This window comes from Spirosoma sp., from assembly GCF_026391055.1.
GTDB lineage: Bacteria > Bacteroidota > Bacteroidia > Cytophagales > Spirosomataceae > Spirosoma.
Genome location: NZ_JAPLET010000019.1, coordinates 94303 through 113396 on the forward strand (window position 1 = coordinate 94303; position 19094 = coordinate 113396).

Here is a 19094-nt window from a genome sequence, read left to right on the forward strand (position 1 = left end):
CATACAGGCGAAAATAATTCCATTGGTTTAACATTAAATTAATCAGGCACCGACACAGCCAGAGGCATCGCCTATCTCTATCTGACTATTTTAATGTGAATCAGTAAACCATATAGGTAGAGTAGTATATATCTTTAGGATACTTTTTTCAGAAAGGATTTATACTTATCGGATTTATTTTTTTACGTCTCGTAAGGTGTTTTGTGTACTTGTTTTATTGGAACAATAAGTAAATCATGATTGCCTGGAACAGTGATACAGCCCGTCATCTATTGGCTCGCTGTCTTTTTGGGTATACCCGCAGCGACTTAAGTAAGGCGCTCTCATATGCGTCAATTAGCGACTTTGTGAGTAAAGAGCTACTGGCCGATATACCTCAACCGGCACCCGTAAATAGTTGGGTGACAGAAACGCCGATTGCCAACAACGGTGCGGTAAATAGCCTACGTTACAAGGAGCTAACTACCTGGTGGTTGAATCGGATGCTGACAGAAAATACCTCCATGCAAGAAAAAATGGTCCTTTTCTGGCACAATCACTTCGTGTCTGATCGGGCTAAGGTCAGTTATCCGCAACACATGTACCAGCAGAACGCGCTGTTTCGGACGCATGCGTTTGGTGATTTTCGGCAGTTTACCAAAGACGTGACAATAAATCCCGCTATGCTGATCTACCTGGATGGGCAACGGAGCAACAAAAACGCGCCTAACGAAAATTATGGCCGCGAACTGATGGAACTCTTTACGCTGGGTATCGGCAACTACACAGAAACAGATGTTAAGGAGGCTGCACTTGCGCTTACAGGATGGTCGGTGAATGGATTGAACACCGTTTTCACAAAATCAAATTTTGCCGATAAGAACAAGACGTTCCTGGGTAAGACAGGTAATTTTACATACTCCGACATTGTCGACATCATTCTCACCAAAGATGCAGCCGCCGAATTCATTTGTCGGAAATTATACAAAGAGTTTGTCTTTTATATGCCCAATGAGGTATTTGTCAGGCAGATGGCCGGAGTGTTCAGATCAGCGCATTACAGTGTTCGGGCTGTCCTGCAATTTCTATTGACTTCCGATGAGTTCTTCAAGCCTGAGTATAGGGGTTCTAAAATTAAAAGTCCGACCGAACTGGTCATTGGTACCCTGAAATTTTTGGGTATTACCAAACCAGACTTCGAATACCTTGCCGATACGTCGGCCATGCTTCAGCAGTATTTGTTTTCGCCACCCAATGTAGCGGGCTGGCCGGGCCAGCGTAACTGGATCAGTTCAAATACGTACCCGGCGCGGGCTGGTTACTCCGACTCGCTGGTGAATGGACGTAAAGGTAACGGACAGACCCTGTCCTTTAAGGTGCTCCCGATCGACTATGCCCGAAGTTATACTAGTGCAGAAGATGCGCCACTGTTTGTCAGAGATGTGATTGCTCAACTGCTCATTATTCCGCCAAGTGCTATGAAAGAGAAGCTATTGCTGGATACCCTTTTAGACGGAACGATTGCGGCAAACTGGTCTACTAGTACGCCAATGGCTGATGCGCGCATACAAAAGCTACTTAAAGCGGTCATGCGCCTTCCTGAATTTCAGCTGACCTGAGTAGCGGGTACCACATCGGTCAATTTGTCATTCGTCCAACTATCGAGTATCTATGAAACGAAAGGAGTTTCTACGACAATTAAGTTTGCTAACCAGTGGAGTTGCCTTTGGTGTACAGGGGGTGCCTGTTCGGACCTATGCGCATAACCCATTCATGTTAGAAACGGCGGGTACTAACGGAAATATACTAGTGCTTGTACAATTGCAGGGTGGAAATGATGGACTCAACACGGTTGTACCCTATGAAAATAGTATTTATTATCAAAGGCGTCCGACTATCGCTATTCCTAAAGCGGGTGTGTTACCCTTAACCAGTCAGCTTGGTTTAAATCCGGCAATGAGCTCGTTTCGTGAATTGTACGATAATGCACAATTAACGATTGTTGAGAATGTTGGTTATCAATCGCCCAACAGATCACACTTTCGATCAACGGATATTTGGTTGTCAGGCTCCGATGCCGAGACGCTGGAATACGACGGCTGGGTGGGCCGGTATCTGGCCCATAAATTTCCGGATTATCCCGTGTCATTGCCGGAGCAACCGCTGGCTATTCAACTGGGTTCGGTAGAGTCGATGCTCCTGCAAAGTCCGGTAGGGTCTATGGCTACGGTGTTCGAAAGCCCGGATACGTTCTATCAACTGGTGCAGGGGAACAGTGCCGAGTCGGCGTCTGTTCCCAACACGGTGGCTGGCGAAGAGCTTAAATTTTTACAGCAGATGGCCGCCCAATCCATTCAGTATTCCGATATTATCAAGAAAAAGGCAGACAGCGGAAAAAATGTCGTGGGCTATCCTAATACGAGCCTGGGAAAGCAATTGGCTATTGTGGCCGATTTAATTTCCGGAGGGCTCACAACGCCGGTTTACCTAACGACTCTGAGTGGATTTGATACCCACGCCAATCAGGTAGTGGCCAGTAATGTAACAACCGGCCAGCACGCCAATCTGCTTAAAACAGTAGCCGATGCGGTGGCCGTATTCACGAAGGATTTAAAGAGACAGAATCTGGCAAACCGGGTAACAGTTATGACGTTTTCTGAGTTTGGCCGACGCGTCAATCAAAACGGAACAACGGGTACCGATCATGGTACGGCGGCCCCGCTTTTTGTCGTTGGTAATTCGGTACGCGGTGGGATAGTAGGCACGCCACCCGATCTAAATAATCTCGACAGTAACGGCGATCTGAACTTTAAAAATGATTTCAGGCAGGTTTACGCCAGTGTTCTTCGCGACCATCTTGGCGTTGATGCGATCAATACAAAGACAATTCTGGGGCGTGATTTTGAGACTTTACCAATTTTTCGCCAGAATTCGGCGCTGGAGGTTACCGAAGGTATCTTTGCGTTAGGTCAGAATACCCCCAATCCCTTTGTCAATAATACCGACATTCAGTTTACCCTGAAACAGGCCAGTAACGCACGGTTAGTCGTATATGACCTCGCCGGGCGTGAGGTACTTGTACTCCGGGAAGGTCAATTTGATGTTGGTAATTACAATATTCACTTCTCCGGGACTAGCCTGGCTGCCGGGCATTATCTGTACAGCCTGCAAACCGATTTTGGGCGGCAGGTAAGGCGTATGGTGAAAGTGTAAACGAGAAAACAGGAAAGGATTGCAATAACCGGATGAAGTAGTTTTTACCTACTTCGTTTATCCTCTTCTACATCGCTTATTGCTTTTACAGTATCTTTACCGCATGACGTTTTCTGAATTATCCCCCCGCCGTCAGGAACAGCTGATGGCTTTTGACCGGCTCCTGACCATCATGGACGAGTTGCGTGAGCAGTGTCCCTGGGATCGCAAACAGACGTTGGAAAGCCTGCGTCACTTAACCATTGAGGAAACATACGAACTCTCCGATGCCATCCTGGAAAATGATTTACCCGAAATCCGAAAAGAGATAGGGGATATTCAGCTACATCTGGTCTTTTATGCTAAAATTGCCTCCGAAGCACCTGCCGATTCGCCGGACCGATTTGATATAGCCGATGTATTGAACAGCGTTTGTGAAAAACTTATCAGCCGCCACCCGCACATTTATCCGGATGCTAATGGTAGTAAAGTTATTGCCGAAAACGAAGAACAAGTAAAAGCTAACTGGGAGCAACTTAAGCTAAAAGAAGGGAACAAATCCGTGCTGAGCGGGGTGCCGGGTTCCCTGCCTGCCTTGGTAAAAGCTATGCGTATTCAGGAAAAAGCCAGGGGTGCCGGTTTCGACTGGGACGAAAAACAGCAGGTGTGGCAAAAAGTAGAAGAAGAGATGCAGGAGTTCAAAGCTGAATTTAATGCGGAGTCCGGAATGGCGATTGATCCTCAACGGGCCGAAGCCGAGTTTGGTGACTTACTTTTTTCATTGGTCAACTACGCCCGTTTTATCGATATAAATCCTGAGACAGCTCTCGAACGCACCAACAAAAAATTCATTAAACGCTTTCAGTATATCGAAGAACGAGCCCGTGCCAATGGTCGAACACTCAGCAGCATGACACTAGCCGAGATGGATGTATACTGGAACGAAGCCAAGAGCGTGGGGTAACGTATGCTTAATGACTTTTTGCACCCCACAACTAGATTATTCATCAAATCATGCGCATTGCTTTTCTAACCGACATGCATCTGGGTGCCGAAGGTGAACTTCCGGAGGGAGTTGATGTTCGGCAAAATTTTCTCAAAGCACTGGCGTTCCTGACTGAGTTGAAGCCAAGCTGTTTGGTATTAGGTGGTGACTTTTGCATTTCTGCCGGCGACTCGTCCATCTATCAATGGGTGAAAAAACAGGTTGACGAACTACCTTTTCCATACTATGTGATTCCGGGTAATCATGACGACCCAACGATGTTAGCCGATATCTTCAATAAAAGGCATGACTTGCACGGGGGAGAACTGTACTACGCGCTGTCGCTGGAAGGAAGGCCCACTTTATTTTTAGATTCATCAAAAGGGGGATTTTCCGACCAGCAATGGACCTGGTTTCGGGACTATTTATCCGCTCTTCGTGACAACAATATTGTGGTGTTTATGCACCATCCGCCCCTACCGGCGGATGTTCAGTTTATGGACCGAAAATACCCCTTTCGGCAAAGCGAGGAGTTTATTGAACTCGTTCGCGATTTACCTTGCCATGTAACGGTAATTTGCGGTCATTATCACGTCGAGAAAGTAGTGCAGCGTGGTAATTTATTAGTACTGATTTCTCCGTCTACCTTTTATCAGATGAAGCAGGATACAATCGGGTTCTCGGTTGATACCTTACGCGTTGGTATCCGCGAAATAAATTTGACCACTCATGGCACCAACAGTACTGTCTATTACGTAGATCCTAAAAGTTAAGCCCAGTGTTCAGATTATTTTACAATAGCGGCTTGCCACTCGTCAAACATGGAATGACTAACTCACACATACAGAAAAGTACTATAACTATAGAGGAAAGTTATTATTCGGTATAGTTATAATTACTCAATATTATATAAATAAATTTAAAATCAAAAAATATTGTTTATATAGAGTTTATATAGATCGTTTTTTATAAATTTGCCAGACCTTCCGTATTTAATTTCGTACTTTCCTTGATAAGTAAAATATGGTATTACTTTTTACCACCATTGATATACTAGGTAATGAGCGAGAATACTCGTGGTGGTTTTCCACTATGGAGTACGCTCTGGATGTGCTGAGTTCGTTATGCTCATCAGGCAAATGCATCTGTAAAGCTGAACTTATTGACCAGGGGCTTCACACGTCGCTTCCTATCGAGGCATTTGATGGAAGCCCTGTGTCATTGCCTATTCAGGAGCTGGAAAGCCAATGGCAGGAGTTGTTATATGCTCCAACTGCTGGTGATTCTACATGGCCGCTGGCAGGCTGGTAGGTAGTAAACGTTTGTTACGGTGGCGAAATTAACCCTATTTCCATTACACAGTTTAATCTCACTATAGCTGTAGGATGCAGGATAGATGAGTTAACCGTTTTCCAATATATCATCCATCCTGCGCCCTGCCTCTTTTTTATCGTGCCGAATAATTCGGAGCTTCTTTCTGAATCTGAATATCGTGCGGGTGACTTTCGCGCGAACCGGCTGTGGTGATTTTTACAAATTTAGCCTGTTGAAGCGTCGGAATATCAATGGCGCCACAATACCCCATCCCGGCTTTCAGCCCACCAACCATCTGGTATATAATCTCCGAGACTTTACCTTTGACCGGTACTCGGCCAACGATGCCTTCGGGTACCAGTTTCTTGATGTCATCTTCTGCATCCTGAAAATAGCGATCCTTCGAGCCGTCTTCCATGGCTTCTACAGACCCCATACCCCGGTAGGTTTTGAATCGGCGCCCTTCATACAGGACGACTTCGCCAGGTGCTTCTTCGGTACCCGCCAGAAGCGAACCAATCATGACGGTGCTGGCTCCTCCGGCAATGGCTTTGGTAATATCACCCGAAAAACGAATGCCGCCGTCAGCAATGACCGGAACACCCGTGCCCTGTAAGGCTTTTGCGGATTCATAAACGGCTGTCAACTGCGGCATACCAATACCTGCAATGATCCGGGTGGTACAGATACTGCCAGGCCCTACGCCCACCTTTACCGCATCGGCACCAGCATCAGCCAGGGCTTTAGCTCCTTCACCAGTGGCTACGTTTCCGGCAATGACCTGTAGTTTAGGGAACAGTTCCTTGATTCCCCGAACAGCATCCAGAACACCCTTCGAATGCCCGTGTGCGGTATCGACGCTGATCACGTCTACGCCCGCCTTCACTAGTGCTTCGATGCGCCGGTGCAAATCGGGCGTAACGCCAACGGCAGCACCTACGCGTAAGCGCCCCAGTTCGTCTTTACAGGCGTTAGGATGGCTCTTTTTCTTCAGAATGTCTTTGTAGGTAATCAAACCGACCAACTGGTAGGTGTCATTGACAATCGGCAGTTTTTCAATCCGGTGCTGCTGAAGGATCGTCTCAGCTTCTTCGAGCGTTAGGCCTTCCCGGGCTGTAATCAGGTTTTTTTGTGTCATGACAGCCGTAACGGGCTTAGTCATATCGTGCTGAAACCGCAGATCCCGGTTGGTCAGAATGCCAACCAGCTTACCCGATTCGTCGATAACCGGAATACCGCCAATTTTAAACTCGCGCATGATCTTGTGCGCGTCGCCTAAAGTAGCCGTTTCAAGAAGTGTGATGGGATCAATGATCATCCCACTTTCTGAGCGCTTGACTTTTCGAACCTGGTCGGCCTGAGCTTCAATGCTCATATTCTTGTGGATAATACCGATACCGCCTTCCTGCGCCATCGCAATAGCCAGTGCCGACTCAGTAACGGTGTCCATTGCCGCCGAAATGAGTGGAACGTTTAGCCGGATGTTGCGGGTAAGTTGGGCAACGGTTTGCGTATCGCGTGGGAGAACCTCCGAATAGGCGGGTAGCAGCAGTACGTCGTCGTAGGTGAGAGCCTCGTAAAGAAATTTACTGGTATCTAAGCTCATAGCAAATAAACAAGTGGTGTTATTTGCCGGACAAAAGTACGAAAAAAACTAATCCAACCAGCGTGTCGTTCAGGATTAATACTGATTTAACGATTTATTGACAGACTCCGTCAAAGGCAGATATGTTAGCCGACCGGAAAATGGACCTTTTAACCCGAGATTTTATCCAGTTTGATCCGGATCGTCTTGCCGCCGTCGCTAACGCTGAATTCGCAGTCGCCAAACTTAGGTGCTGACAGCTTGGGCCGGAAATCATTGCTGAATCCATAAGGCTCTTTTGGAATGCCAAACATCCGTTTATCCATTTTTCCGTTTCCATTTTCGTCGTGATACACCGCAATTGCGTACTCGCCGGGCTCAACCAAAAAGGTAGTTTGTACGCGTTCGTGCGTTGCGTCGACTTTTTTACCTTCTATGGGCTTCCCTTCGGGGAAATCTTTTCCGGGTTTAAAAAGAGCTACATACACGGCACCTTTTAACGTGCGAACGTTATGTACTTCAACGGTTAAGTTTGTTTTTTTAGGGGCATCCAGGTTTGGAAAACTAGCGAAGAAGAGTGTGAAAATCGAAAGCAAATAGAGCATACATTGAGTGTTTTTCTAAAAACGGATTTATCTTGCAATTATGATAGCCCAACCGCCCCCTGCTTCCAAACGATGGATCACGAAACCTTTGCCCGATTCAGCAGAGCAGCGGTCAGCTATTGAAACATTAACCAGTTCGCTGGGTGTTAGTCCTTTTTTGGCCGCACTTTTAGTCCAGCGTGGCGTACAAACCTACGAAGAAGCTCGGACGTTCTTTCGACCGGAGATCAATCATCTGCACAATCCGTTCGAAATGAAGGACATGGACAAGGCCATTACACGCCTGCAAATGGCCATGCTTCCCGAACGGCAGGAAAAAATTCTGATTTACGGCGACTATGATGTCGATGGTACAACCTCGGTGGCACTCGTTTACGGATTTTTGAAAAGTTATCATCCGGCCATCGACTATTACATTCCCGACCGCTACAAAGAAGGGTATGGAATTTCGAAGCAAGGCATTCAATGGGCGGCCGAGAATGGCTTTTCACTGATAATCGCCCTCGATTGCGGCATTAAATCCATTGACCGGGTAGCCGAAGCCAAGGCCCTTGGCGTCGATTTTATTATCTGTGACCACCACCGCCCCGGCGATCAAATTCCCGACGCAGCCGCTGTACTTGACCCGAAACGGGACGATTGTGCGTATCCTTACAAAGAACTGAGCGGTTGTGGCGTGGGCTTCAAATTGCTCCAGGCTTTTTGTCTGCACAAAGGCATTGACCTAAACGAGCTATACCCAAGCCTTGATCTGGTGGCTGTCAGTATTGCATCGGACATTGTGCCGCTTACGGGCGAAAACCGGGTACTGGCTCATTACGGCCTGAAACACCTGAATGCGTCGCCACGCACCGGGCTGAAAGCGCTGATTAAAATTGCCGGATTTTCGCGCGAGCTGGATATCACTAACCTGGTTTTTGGCCTGGGTCCCCGTATCAATGCGGCCGGACGTATCCAGCATGCCAAAGCCGCCGTGCAGCTGTTACTGGCCGAGTCGGAAGAAGAAGCCGACGAATTCGCCATGGCGGTCAATAAACACAACAACAGCCGACGCGAGTTTGACAGTTCAATGACCGAACAGGCGCTGGAGATGATTCGGGGCAACGAATCCTTACTTCAGGCGAAGAGTACAGTCTTGTTCGATGCCAGTTGGCATAAAGGCGTAATCGGCATCGTAGCATCGCGCTGCATTGAGCATTTTCATCGACCCACTATTATCCTGACACAGTCGAACGATAAAGCCGCCGGGTCGGCGCGGTCGGTGCCGGGTTTCGATGTGTACGAAGCGATTGAGGAGTGCGCTGATTTGCTGGAGCAGTTTGGCGGACACACCTTTGCCGCCGGAATGACGATGTCAGTGGACAACATCGATGCCTTCCGGAAAAAGTTTGAAGAAGTCGTTTCCAGCCGCATAAAAGAAGAACACCTCACTCCGCTGATCGACATTGATCTACCGCTGGACTTTAGTGAAATCAGCGATAAGCTTTACCGGATTGTCCGGCAGATGGGACCATTCGGTCCGCATAATCTACAGCCGACATTCATGACAGAGGATGTGTATCTGGTGAGTGAGCCGATCATCATGAAGGAAAAACACCTCAAAATAAACGTTCGGCAGGGCGATATGGCCCCTCGCCGGTCTGGACCTACCTTTACAGCTATTGGTTTTGGCATGGCGCATATGGCCGACTTACTCCGTCCCGGTAACCCCTTCTCTATTTGCTACCAGGTTGATCAGAATCATTTCAACGGGAATGTGTCGCTGCAACTGATGCTGAAGGATATAAAAGTATAAGGCTCCCTTTTTCCATAAAATTTGTTAATAAACGGGTGTTGTCGCCTGTTGAAGCCAAAAATAGTTGGTGGTAGGATGGATTACCGCGAACTTTGTAATCGTCGCTGTCAGCTGTAGCTGTTTAGTCCGATGGTTTAGTGAACGCCTTCACATGATTCTCAGAACTGAAAATTTAATAAAGAAATACGGGGCCAGGTTAGTCAATAACAACGTATCGTATCAGGTTGAAACCGGCGAAATCGTGGGACTACTCGGACCAAATGGTGCGGGTAAAACGACCTCTTTCTACATGGCTGTGGGGTTAGTAAAACCCAACAGCGGGAAGGTGTTTATCGACGATCTGGATGTGACCAACCTTCCTATGTACAAACGGGCTCGGCTCGGACTGGGCTATCTGGCGCAGGAAGCCTCCGTCTTTAGGGATTTGTCGGTAGAGGAAAACGTACTGGCCGTTCTCGAAATGACCGATCTTTCAAAAGCACAGCAAAAACAAAAAGTTGAAGAGCTGCTCGAAGAGTTTAGCCTCACGCACGTTCGGAAAAGCAAAGGAAAGGTGCTGTCCGGGGGCGAACGCCGACGCACTGAAATTGCCCGCGCGCTGGCCGTTGACCCGAAATTTATTCTGCTCGACGAACCTTTCGCTGGTGTTGACCCCATTGCGGTCGAGGACATTCAGAGTATCGTTGCCAAGCTCAAACACCGTAACATCGGCATCCTGATCACCGATCACAACGTAAACGAAACACTCTCCATCACCGACCGGGCGTATCTACTCTTTGAAGGTAAAATCCTTAAGCAGGGCACCGCCGAGGAACTGGCCAACGACGAACAGGTACGCCGGGTATACCTAGGGCAGCATTTCGAGCTGAAACGAAAAGTGTAGTACCGCCCTTGGGCATATTGTGCTATCCAAAAACTTCGCGAAGTACCGGTAATGACTTTACTTCGCCGAGGGAGTCGATGTGAATGTGATAGTATGATACAAGCGCATCTGCCAGTTCGTTGCGGGCGGAGCGGCTTAACTTAATGGGCGTGCCATAGGGTTGCCGGAGCATGACATTCAATGCCGTATCCATCTCCTCATCAGGCAGGAAAGGATAGGAGTTTTCCCGAAGCTGATCTTCAAATTCGCGTGCCGACTCAGGGCCGAAGCCCAGAAATGAAGAGAGCTTTAACAGGAACGCGAGGTGAAAGTTTTCGTAATTCGTTGTCGCTTCTTCCAGAAAAACCACCGACTCCACCAGAAAACGGAACAGCACAGGACTACCTGCTTCTTCCTTCAAAACTTTATTCAACATCTCCGTCACAAACATCGCAATAGTAGACTTCCCTACTTCGAAGGGTAAGCTCTGAAAAGGGTAGTTCGTTTTAACTTCCGAAAGTCGAGTCAGATCGCGGTCGCTTTTGTAATAAACGACCATTTCCAGCAAGGTTAGTGGCTGAAACAGAGCGATTTTGTTATTCTTGCTCCGGGCCGTTCGAACACTGTTGATAATGTAGCTTTGGAGGCCAAACTCCTCGGTGTACACGCGGGCAATAATGGACGTTTCGCGGTAACGAATATAACTGAGGGCAATACCCCGTGTTTTTTGCAGCATCTGGGTTGACAGTAAACTATCTAATATAACACCTTTAAGGGATAAATAGGTCTGTTTGTCGACCAATTACTGCTTAGTTTGTCCTCTATGAAACTCTACAAAACCCGCTTCGGCACTGTCGTTGAATTAGAAAATCAATTTTATTCCGTCCCTGTCGATAGTTGGGATGAACTAATCAATCGGGATGATCTGCACGAATTTTTGACCACCCTCACTGCTGTAGCGCCATCAACCGACGAATTTCAAAGCTGGACGACGAATGGATTGCTGGCACCCATTGGCCGACAGGAAGTGTGGGCTTCGGGCGTTACCTACTTGCGTAGCCGAGATGCCCGAATGGAAGAGTCCAAAAAATCGGGAGGAGATAACTTTTATGACCGGGTTTACGACGCCGAACGGCCCGAACTGTTTTTTAAATCAACTCCCGAGCGCGTAATGGGGCCGGGCCAAAAGGTCCGCATCCGTGCAGACTCGAACTGGAATGTACCCGAGCCGGAGCTGACGCTTTTTATAACGTCATCGGGTAAGATCGTGGGTTACACCTGCGGCAATGACATGAGCTCTCGCAGCATCGAAGGGGAGAATCCGCTGTATCTGCCACAGGCCAAAAGTTACGATGGCAGCGCAGCCCTGGGACCGTGTCTGTACGTACCCGAAACGCCGATTTCGCCCGAGACACAAATAACTCTGGACATCGTTCGGGCGGGGCAGACTGCCTTTACCAACAGCATTGCCATTAACCAGATGAAGCGGCAGCATACCGAACTTGTTTCGTATCTCTACCGCGAGTGCTCTTTTTCCTTTGGGTGTTTCCTGATGACCGGCACCGGCATCGTTCCGCCCGATAGCTTCACGCTTCAACCGGGCGATGAAGTTAGAATTACTATTGAAGGAATCGGTACGCTGGAGAATGTAGTGGCCTGATCGAAATTTTAAATGTAGAGACGCAAAGGGTTGCGTCTCTACATTGTTATCACTCGAATACCTTTCTGAACCTCAGCTACCTTCTCCCGCAGGGCATCCAGCGAATCGTCCATAACCGTTACGTGGCCCATTTTACGAAAAGGTTTCGTGATGGCTTTGCCGTAGAAAAAAGGGAACACACCGGGCATAGCCAGTAAATGTTCCAATCCTTCGTATACAGCTGGACCCGTGTGGCCGTCTTCGCCAAGGAGATTCACCATGGCGGCTGGCTGGTAAATACTTGTATCGCCCATTGGGTAGTTGAGGATGGCCCGCCAATGCTGCTCAAACTGCGACGTAACATTAGCCCGGATGGTATGGTGGCCGCTGTTGTGGGGGCGTGGTGCCACTTCGTTAATCAATACATTGCCGAGCTTATCCAGAAATAATTCAACTGCCAGCAGGCCAACAATACCGAAAGCATCGGCCGTCCGATGGGCTATATCCTGAGCCTTTCGGTCAATCTCATCTGAAATTTCGGCGGGAGCAAACAGGTATTCAACCAGATTGAGTTCCGGATGAAAAACCATTTCAACCGTTGGGAAGGTCTGTACCTCGCCCCGTTCGTTTCGGGCAACAATAACCGCCAGTTCCTTCTCGAAATCAACGGCTTTTTCTAGCACTCCCGGTGCATCGAAGGCTTTGCCCACATCGGCTACGGAAGCAATGCGCTGAACACCCCGGCCATCGTAACCATCCCGTCCCAGTTTGTGAAAAGCGGGTAAAATGTCGGGCTGATGAATTTCCACCAGAGCAACATCGGCCCGATTTTCGGTCAGAATGAAATCGGCAGTGGGTAAGTTATGATCACGATAAAATTGCTTCTGTAGCCGTTTATCCTGGATGACCCGAATGACGGAAGGCTGTGGAAATACCTTCTTGCCTTCCCGTTCGAGTGCTTCGAGGGCGTCGACATTAACACGCTCAATTTCGATGGTCAGCACGTCGACAGATTGCCCGAACTGGTAAACCGTATCATAGTCGGTTAACGAGCCTTGAGTAAACTGACTACATAAATGCCGACAGGGGGCTTCTGCATCGGGGTCGAGGATATGAACGTGGAGGTTCCAGTCAATGGCGGCTTGTAAGAGCATCAGGCCAAGCTGGCCACCGCCGAGGATACCGATTGTGGGTGTCAAAATGGTGAAAGAGTGAAAGAGTGAAAGAGTGAACTCGCAGGCAAAGTTATCGTTTCACGCTTTCGCTCTTTCACATTCCCGCTGTTTTTAATCTCGTCGGGTAATATCCGACCCGCCCGATTTGCTGCTAGCCACTACTTTTGCCGATCCGGAGTAGTAAATATCCGAGCCACCAGACGCTTTCATTGTCAGCTCTCTGCTGGCGTTGACGTATACATCCGATCCGCCCGACGAATTGGCATTACATATGTCGACAACTAGTTTACGTGCGTCGAGGTCTGAGCCGCCGGAGCCGCTGGCATTCAGCGTCCGGGCCGATCCTTGGAGAGTAGCATCGGCCCCACCTGAGGCTTCAATATTTAGTTCATCAGCTTTGAGCGTCAGTTTTACTTCGGCACCGCCCGACGCTTCGAGGTTTAAATCGTTAAATGTCAGTGTTCCCTGACCGGTAACATCCGAGCCGCCCCCTGCCTGTAGGTTGTCCAACTGCCTGAAAGTCAGGTAAGCTATTATGTGCTTGTTGCGCCCCATAGTCCAGTTCATCCCTTTTCGGTCGATGTTGAGTTCCAGCACGCCGTTCCTAACTCTTGAAATGACCTGGTCTTCATTATAGCCTTGTACCTCAAGAATCAATTTTTCTGCGTTACCTTGGGTTAAATGCACCTCGATGCCACTGTTAACGCTCAACCCTTTGAAGCCCGAAACGGACCGCTCTTTTTTCCAGTCGGTGGCGTACATGCCTATAGTGATCATAAAAACTACTAAAGCGATTGCTTTCATGGGAAGAATGGGTTTAGATTTAGAAGAAGATGGTAAAAAAAGAAAATTCGTTGCATTGTGAATGAGAAAAGGTGTCCGGTTTCAACGATATCTTTGTCCGTAAGCGGACGCTGTAAACGATGTATTTATTAGTAAGCGTCTGTTAATTAATTGCTTATAATTCTGGCACGTCACTTGAGCAATCAGAGTAAAGAATTTAGATTGAGCTCAGAAAGTGTAGAGAAGGATAATCGAGCGTGTCTACCTGAACAAGTCTAACCTACACAACCTTTTCAAAAGTAACTGATTATGATTCAACTTAACAACGTTTCCAAGTACTATCCGGCGGGTTTTGGACGGGTGTACGTTTTACGAAATATTACACTCGACATTGCTAAAGGGGAGTTCGTATCCATCATGGGGCCATCGGGTTCGGGCAAGTCAACATTGCTCCACATATTGGGGCTGCTGGAAGAACCTTCCGAAGGCGAGTACCTGCTCGACGATCAGCCGGTACAAAAGCTTTCTGAGAAAAAGCGTACCGAACTTCACCGTACGCAAATTGGCTTCGTTTTTCAGGCGTATCACCTGATTGATGAACTTACGGTATATGAAAACATCGAAACACCCCTGCTGTACAAAGGGCTAAGTGGATCGGAGCGTAAAAGCCGCGTAGCCGAACTGCTCGACCGGTTCAATATTGTTGCCCGGAAAGATCTGTTTCCATCGCAGTTATCGGGCGGGCAGCAGCAGTTAGTGGGTATTGCCCGCGCCCTGGCCACAGAGCCAGGGGTTATTTTTGCTGATGAACCAACCGGCAATCTGCACTCCGACCAGGCCCGTGATATTATGGAGTTATTCCGCGAACTGAACCAGAAAGACGGCGTAACCATCGTTCAGGTAACGCACTCGGAGGTGAATGCCGAATACGGGTCGCGGGTGATCCGACTGAAAGACGGCTGGCTGGAGCCTTCAGATGTGAAGCTGGTTCAATAAAGACAAGAGCTGTTCTTTAGCCGTTATCGATGTGTTTATGATGCAGTTTTCTACCTGATTCAACCACTGAATCCCCATAACATTTGCACAGAATACGGCCTCGGCCTGTTGAAGTGTTTCTGGCTTATACAGACCTTCAGTAACCGTAATGCCAAAGGCAGGCGCAAGACGGAGGAGCTGCCGACGGATAATTCCATTGATACAGCCTGTCTGGAGTGAAGGGGTGTATAGCTTTCGGTTGGTGTACCAGAACAGAGTAGAGGCCATACACTCGGCCATGTGACCCTCCGTGTCGAGCAACAACACATCATCGAGGGAGTGTTGCTCTTTGAACACACCCGCCAGGATGTAGGGAAGTGCGTTCAGGGTTTTGCAGGCAGAAATAGGGGAGTAGCTTAACCGGAAGCCGTCGTAAATAGCGGCCCGGTCTTTTTCTGAAATCGAAAAAGGATTACCGGGTCTGGCCGATATGAGGACGTTTACGTTGTTTGTGGTGGGTGTGTACAAGCCGCCGGCCTGTCGCCACACCTGAAGCTTAATCCGGGCGGGTTGATTAGTAAGCCCGTTAGCCTCAAGAAGCCGTAAAAGTGTTTGGTGAAGCGCATCTGCCGTAAGGTTTTCGGGGGGCGTTACCTGCAGCGCAGTCATACCCGCAGAGAGCCGGGCGAAGTGGTCATTCCAGAACCAAATCCGGTTCGATTCATACCGAATCGTTTCAAAAATTCCGTCGCCATAACTAAATGCGCGGTCGTTTATCGAAAGTCGAAAATCGCTTTCGAGAAGTATATCCGAATTATAAACCAGAAACATGCTTAGTTTGCGCCGTTTATCCCAAAACGATAGCCGCGCCGAAGGTAAGTTTGTAACATTGAACCATCAAATAGTATGTGTATGCAAGTGGCGTGGAAACAGATGCGGGTTGTAGTAGCCCTATTAGTAACGGCAAATTTGTCGGCAACATACGCACAGAGTACGGGCTCAGCCATATCGCCGGGCACCGGAGCCGTTGCACCAGCCCGGGTAAACCTACAGCAATGTATTGAGATCGCCCAGCAGAACAATATTCAGATTCGCCAGGGGCGGTTAACGATTGCCAATAGTGAGCTGCAATTACATCAGGCGCGACTAAACCAACTGCCGACCGCTGTTTTCCAGGGTAACCAATCGATAAACGGAGGACGTAGTATCAACCCGCAATCCAACGAATTCGTCCAGCAAACGATTAATTCGAGCAGCTTTCAGCTCAACACGTCAGCGACGCTTTATAATGGTGGCGTGTTACGCAGCACGGTCAAACAGAATGAACTGGCGCTTCAGGCTGGTCAGCAGGAGTTAAACGCTACCCAAAACAATGTTTCGCTGACGATTGCCCAAAACTACCTGAATGTACTGACCGGTACGGAACAGTTGGCGGTGGCGCAGCGCCAAGCCGACGTAACACGGGCTCAACTCGACCGTACGCAGCGGTTGGTAAATGCCGGATCCGCTCCCGAAGCTAATCTTTACGAACTGCGGGCTACGCTCGCCAGTAACGAAGTAGAAATTGTAACCGCTCAGAATACACTCGATCTGGCCAAAGTAGCCTTATTGCAGGCGATGAATGTGCCGATCAACCAGAATTTTGATGTGGAACCAATCAGCGTTCCCGATCCTGGCCTGGATCCTTATACCGCTACAGTACAGCAATTATACGATGTTGCTTCCACAAATTTACCGGAAATCAAAGGAGCTGACTTACGGGTCAAAAGCGCCAATTTAGGTGTGCAGGTGGCCAAGGGCGGGCTTTACCCAACGTTATCATTAAACGGGAATCTTAACACCATTTATTCCAGTGCTGCCAGCACAGTAACGCCTAACGGGCAATCGACCCAACAGACAATCGGCTTTATTACGGACCCCGTAACGGGCACCCAGATTCCCATCAACACATCCGCGCCTGGCTATGATCGTACCGGCATATCGTATGGCACGCAATTGAGCAATAACTTTAGCCAGTCTGTGTCGCTGTTTCTGCGGGTTCCGATTTTTCAGGGCAACTTATCGCGAAACCGGATCACTACGGCTAAAATCCAACAGCAAAATGCTGAGTTAACAGCCCTGAATACTCGGCTGACGCTACGTCAGCAGATTGAAACGGCCTATACGCAGGTAAAAGCCGGAGCGAATCGGTACCGGGCGACACAAGCGCAGGTTGCCTCGCTGGAGAAGGCGTTTCAGGTAGCTGAGAGCCGATTGAATGCCGGTGCCATTAATGCAACGGATTACAGCATTGCCAAAACGAACCTCGACCGCGCTCGTGCCAGCCTGGTACAAGCGAAATACGATTACGTGTTTCGGACAAAAATTTTGGATTACTATCAAAATAAACCGCTTAGTTTTAATTAAGTTAGTGAATTAGTGAATGGGTGAACTTACACAAGCTGCTCATTTACTCATTCACTAATTCCTTAACCATGAAGAAGAAGTCAAGTCGAATTTGGTGGATATTGGGTGGACTAGTTGTCCTGCTCGTTGGTGGTTTGGTGGCTGCAAAACAAACCGGAATGATTGGCAAGCCGAAATCGACAGAGGTCGATTTCGCGACAGTCAAACAGCTCGACATTACCGAACGGGTGAGCGCATCCGGGCGTGTACAGCCACAGGTAGAAGTAAAGATAAGCCCTGATGTATCGGGCGAAATTATTGGCCTTTATGTAAACGAAGGAGACCCTGTTAAGGCAGGCCAGCTTCTATGTCGTATTCGCCCCGACAACTACGAATCATTACTGGCACGAGCACGGGCTGCTGTCAATCAGAGCCGGGCGCAGTTAGAGCAATCAAAAGCATCGGTAGCTCAGTCGAGTGCACGACTAATTCGAGCCAAATCGGACTACGAACGGAATCGCAAGCTATTTGCGGATAAGGTAATATCAGCGGCAGATCTGGAAACCAGCGAAGCGAACTTCAACGTGGCTAAGCAAGAAGTAGAAGCCGCCAACGCCAACGTCCGCGCATCGCAGTTTAACATTCAAAGTGCCGAAGCCAGTCTGCGCGATGCTAACGAAAACCTCCGCAAGACAACTATCTATTGCCCCGTTAACGGTACGGTATCCAAACTAAACATCGAGTTGGGCGAGCGAGTGGTAGGTACATCGCAAATGGCCGGTACGGAAATCATGCGGATTGCCAATTTGCAGAATATGGAAGTGCGGGTCAACGTCAACGAAAATGACATTGTGCGGGTAAACCTCGGCGATACGGCCGACATTGAAGTCGATTCGTACACCACTGCCGGTCGGAAGTTTAAAGGTGTTGTCTACGAGATTGCCAATACGGCAAATGGTCTGACGAGTTCGTCCGGTGCGGCTGCTTCCCTATCCGCCGATGCGGTTACGGAATTCGAGATAAAAGTGAAGATTCTGAACAATTCTTATGCCGATCTACTAGCCGAGAAGGATAAGAAAGGATACCCATTTAAACCCGGAATGACGGCTTCGGTGGAGATCATCACCGACCGTAAGTCGGGCGTATTAGCCGTGCCTATTGCGGCAGTCACAACCCGTGCCGCCGATTCTACAGCGATAGATACCGAAAAGCTTGCGGATAATTCTAATGGTACTGTTGACGAAAAGCCGGCAACTCAAATTGATAAAAAAGATAAGCCCAAAGAGATTGTTTTTGTCAATGCAGGTGGCAAGGCTATACAGCGGGAAGTGAAAACCGGTATCAGCGATTTTGAGAACATTGAAATTATATCTGGCTTGAAACCGGGTGAGCAGATTATTTCGGGACCCTTCATTGCTGTCTCGAAGAAGCTCAAGAACGGTGAACTTGTCGTGAAGCGCGATCCGAATAAAAACAAGAAGAAAGAAGAGGAGAAAGAACAATAATATAATGGGCTGGGAAGCCGCACTCTTTAATCATACATCGTGGCTTCTCAGCCACGTTACATTACGCCTGGTCTCATTGCCGGGCGTTTTTATTGCCCAAAAAACTTATAGGTTTGAAGTCTCACTTAATATTCCTTCGTAAGCTGCTTCATTCGTCAGCAAATCCTCAGTAAAAGTCTGCCGTTCACTGGCGAATGCCTAGAAAACGTTCTGGAAAATGCACCTTTAAGTTAAGCTCGTTAATGAGTTTCAACGCGTTTCTGTAGTATTTTTCGGTTGGTGAATAGAATGTTTAAGACGTCATCCGACAGCTAA

General features: G+C 48.3%; 17 protein-coding genes. 11 read left to right on the forward strand and 6 right to left on the reverse strand.

Annotated elements, in window-relative coordinates:
* The first annotated feature begins 236 nt into the window (after window positions 1–236).
* The 5 genes from NT073_RS11145 to NT073_RS11165 all read left to right on the forward strand — a co-directional run bounded on the left by NT073_RS11145 (window position 237) and on the right by NT073_RS11165 (window position 5467).
* A complete protein-coding gene (locus NT073_RS11145) occupies window positions 237–1598 on the forward strand; it encodes a DUF1800 domain-containing protein (protein WP_297372997.1) in 1362 nt (453 codons plus the stop codon).
* Window positions 1599–1650: 52 nt separating this feature from the next.
* A complete protein-coding gene (locus NT073_RS11150; protein WP_297372999.1) occupies window positions 1651–3192 on the forward strand; it encodes a DUF1501 domain-containing protein in 1542 nt (513 codons plus the stop codon).
* A 103-nt stretch (window positions 3193–3295) separates the two neighbouring features.
* Window positions 3296–4135 carry a nucleoside triphosphate pyrophosphohydrolase gene (mazG, locus tag NT073_RS11155; RefSeq protein WP_297373001.1) on the forward strand — a complete coding sequence of 280 codons (840 nt, stop codon included), beginning with the start codon at window positions 3296–3298 and terminating at the stop codon, window positions 4133–4135.
* Between the two features lie 50 nt (window positions 4136–4185).
* Entirely contained in the window at window positions 4186–4929 is a 744-nt protein-coding gene (locus tag NT073_RS11160; RefSeq protein ID WP_297373003.1) for a metallophosphoesterase, read from the forward strand.
* 319 nt (window positions 4930–5248) lie between these two features.
* Entirely contained in the window at window positions 5249–5467 is a 219-nt protein-coding gene (locus tag NT073_RS11165) for a hypothetical protein (RefSeq protein ID WP_297373005.1), read from the forward strand.
* 136 nt (window positions 5468–5603) lie between these two features.
* Here the strand turns inward: NT073_RS11165 and guaB are convergent, their stop codons facing one another.
* Complete coding sequence (gene guaB, locus NT073_RS11170; protein ID WP_297373007.1) at window positions 5604–7076, reverse strand: IMP dehydrogenase; 1473 nt, start codon at window positions 7074–7076, stop codon at window positions 5604–5606.
* A gap of 149 nt (window positions 7077–7225) precedes the next feature.
* Window positions 7226–7660, reverse strand: a complete 435-nt coding sequence (locus NT073_RS11175; protein WP_297373009.1) for a DUF2141 domain-containing protein — start codon at window positions 7658–7660, stop codon at window positions 7226–7228.
* A gap of 40 nt (window positions 7661–7700) precedes the next feature.
* Here NT073_RS11175 and recJ point away from each other — a divergent pair, with 40 nt between their 5' ends.
* Window positions 7701–9455 carry a single-stranded-DNA-specific exonuclease RecJ gene (gene recJ, locus NT073_RS11180; RefSeq protein ID WP_297373011.1) on the forward strand — a complete coding sequence of 585 codons (1755 nt, stop codon included), beginning with the start codon at window positions 7701–7703 and terminating at the stop codon, window positions 9453–9455.
* Window positions 9456–9606: 151 nt separating this feature from the next.
* On the forward strand, window positions 9607–10338 hold the full coding sequence (lptB, locus tag NT073_RS11185) for an LPS export ABC transporter ATP-binding protein (protein WP_297373012.1): 732 nt from the start codon (window positions 9607–9609) through the stop codon (window positions 10336–10338).
* 22 nt (window positions 10339–10360) lie between these two features.
* Here lptB and recO read toward each other — a convergent pair whose 3' ends face one another.
* Window positions 10361–11053, reverse strand: coding sequence for a DNA repair protein RecO (gene recO / locus NT073_RS11190; protein WP_012925799.1), 693 nt, complete (start codon window positions 11051–11053; stop codon window positions 10361–10363).
* 87 nt (window positions 11054–11140) lie between these two features.
* On the opposite strand from recO, the gene NT073_RS11195 reads away from it, so the two are divergent.
* Complete coding sequence (locus NT073_RS11195; RefSeq protein ID WP_297373014.1) at window positions 11141–11977, forward strand: fumarylacetoacetate hydrolase family protein; 837 nt, start codon at window positions 11141–11143, stop codon at window positions 11975–11977.
* Window positions 11978–12015: 38 nt separating this feature from the next.
* Here NT073_RS11195 and NT073_RS11200 read toward each other — a convergent pair whose 3' ends face one another.
* Complete coding sequence (locus NT073_RS11200; protein ID WP_297373016.1) at window positions 12016–13155, reverse strand: 5-(carboxyamino)imidazole ribonucleotide synthase; 1140 nt, start codon at window positions 13153–13155, stop codon at window positions 12016–12018.
* 87 nt (window positions 13156–13242) lie between these two features.
* Window positions 13243–13935, reverse strand: coding sequence for a head GIN domain-containing protein (locus NT073_RS11205; RefSeq protein ID WP_297373018.1), 693 nt, complete (start codon window positions 13933–13935; stop codon window positions 13243–13245).
* A 288-nt stretch (window positions 13936–14223) separates the two neighbouring features.
* Between NT073_RS11205 and NT073_RS11210 the strand changes: the two genes are divergently transcribed.
* Window positions 14224–14910, forward strand: a complete 687-nt coding sequence (locus tag NT073_RS11210) for an ABC transporter ATP-binding protein (protein ID WP_297373020.1) — start codon at window positions 14224–14226, stop codon at window positions 14908–14910.
* Here NT073_RS11210 and NT073_RS11215 read toward each other — a convergent pair.
* Window positions 14887–15720: an aminotransferase class IV gene (locus tag NT073_RS11215; RefSeq protein ID WP_297373022.1), complete on the reverse strand. Its 834-nt coding sequence runs from the start codon at window positions 15718–15720 to the stop codon at window positions 14887–14889. The two genes, NT073_RS11210 and NT073_RS11215, sit on opposite strands and share 24 nt — an antisense overlap.
* Before the next feature lie 75 nt (window positions 15721–15795).
* On the opposite strand from NT073_RS11215, the gene NT073_RS11220 reads away from it, so the two are divergent.
* Both NT073_RS11220 and NT073_RS11225 read left to right on the forward strand, forming a co-directional pair.
* The gene (locus NT073_RS11220) at window positions 15796–17295 is read left to right on the forward strand and encodes a TolC family protein (protein WP_297373024.1); all 1500 of its coding nucleotides are present in this window, start codon (window positions 15796–15798) and stop codon (window positions 17293–17295) included.
* Window positions 17296–17363: 68 nt separating this feature from the next.
* The gene (locus NT073_RS11225) at window positions 17364–18779 is read left to right on the forward strand and encodes an efflux RND transporter periplasmic adaptor subunit (protein ID WP_297373026.1); all 1416 of its coding nucleotides are present in this window, start codon (window positions 17364–17366) and stop codon (window positions 18777–18779) included.
* Window positions 18780–19094: the final 315 nt, after the last annotated feature.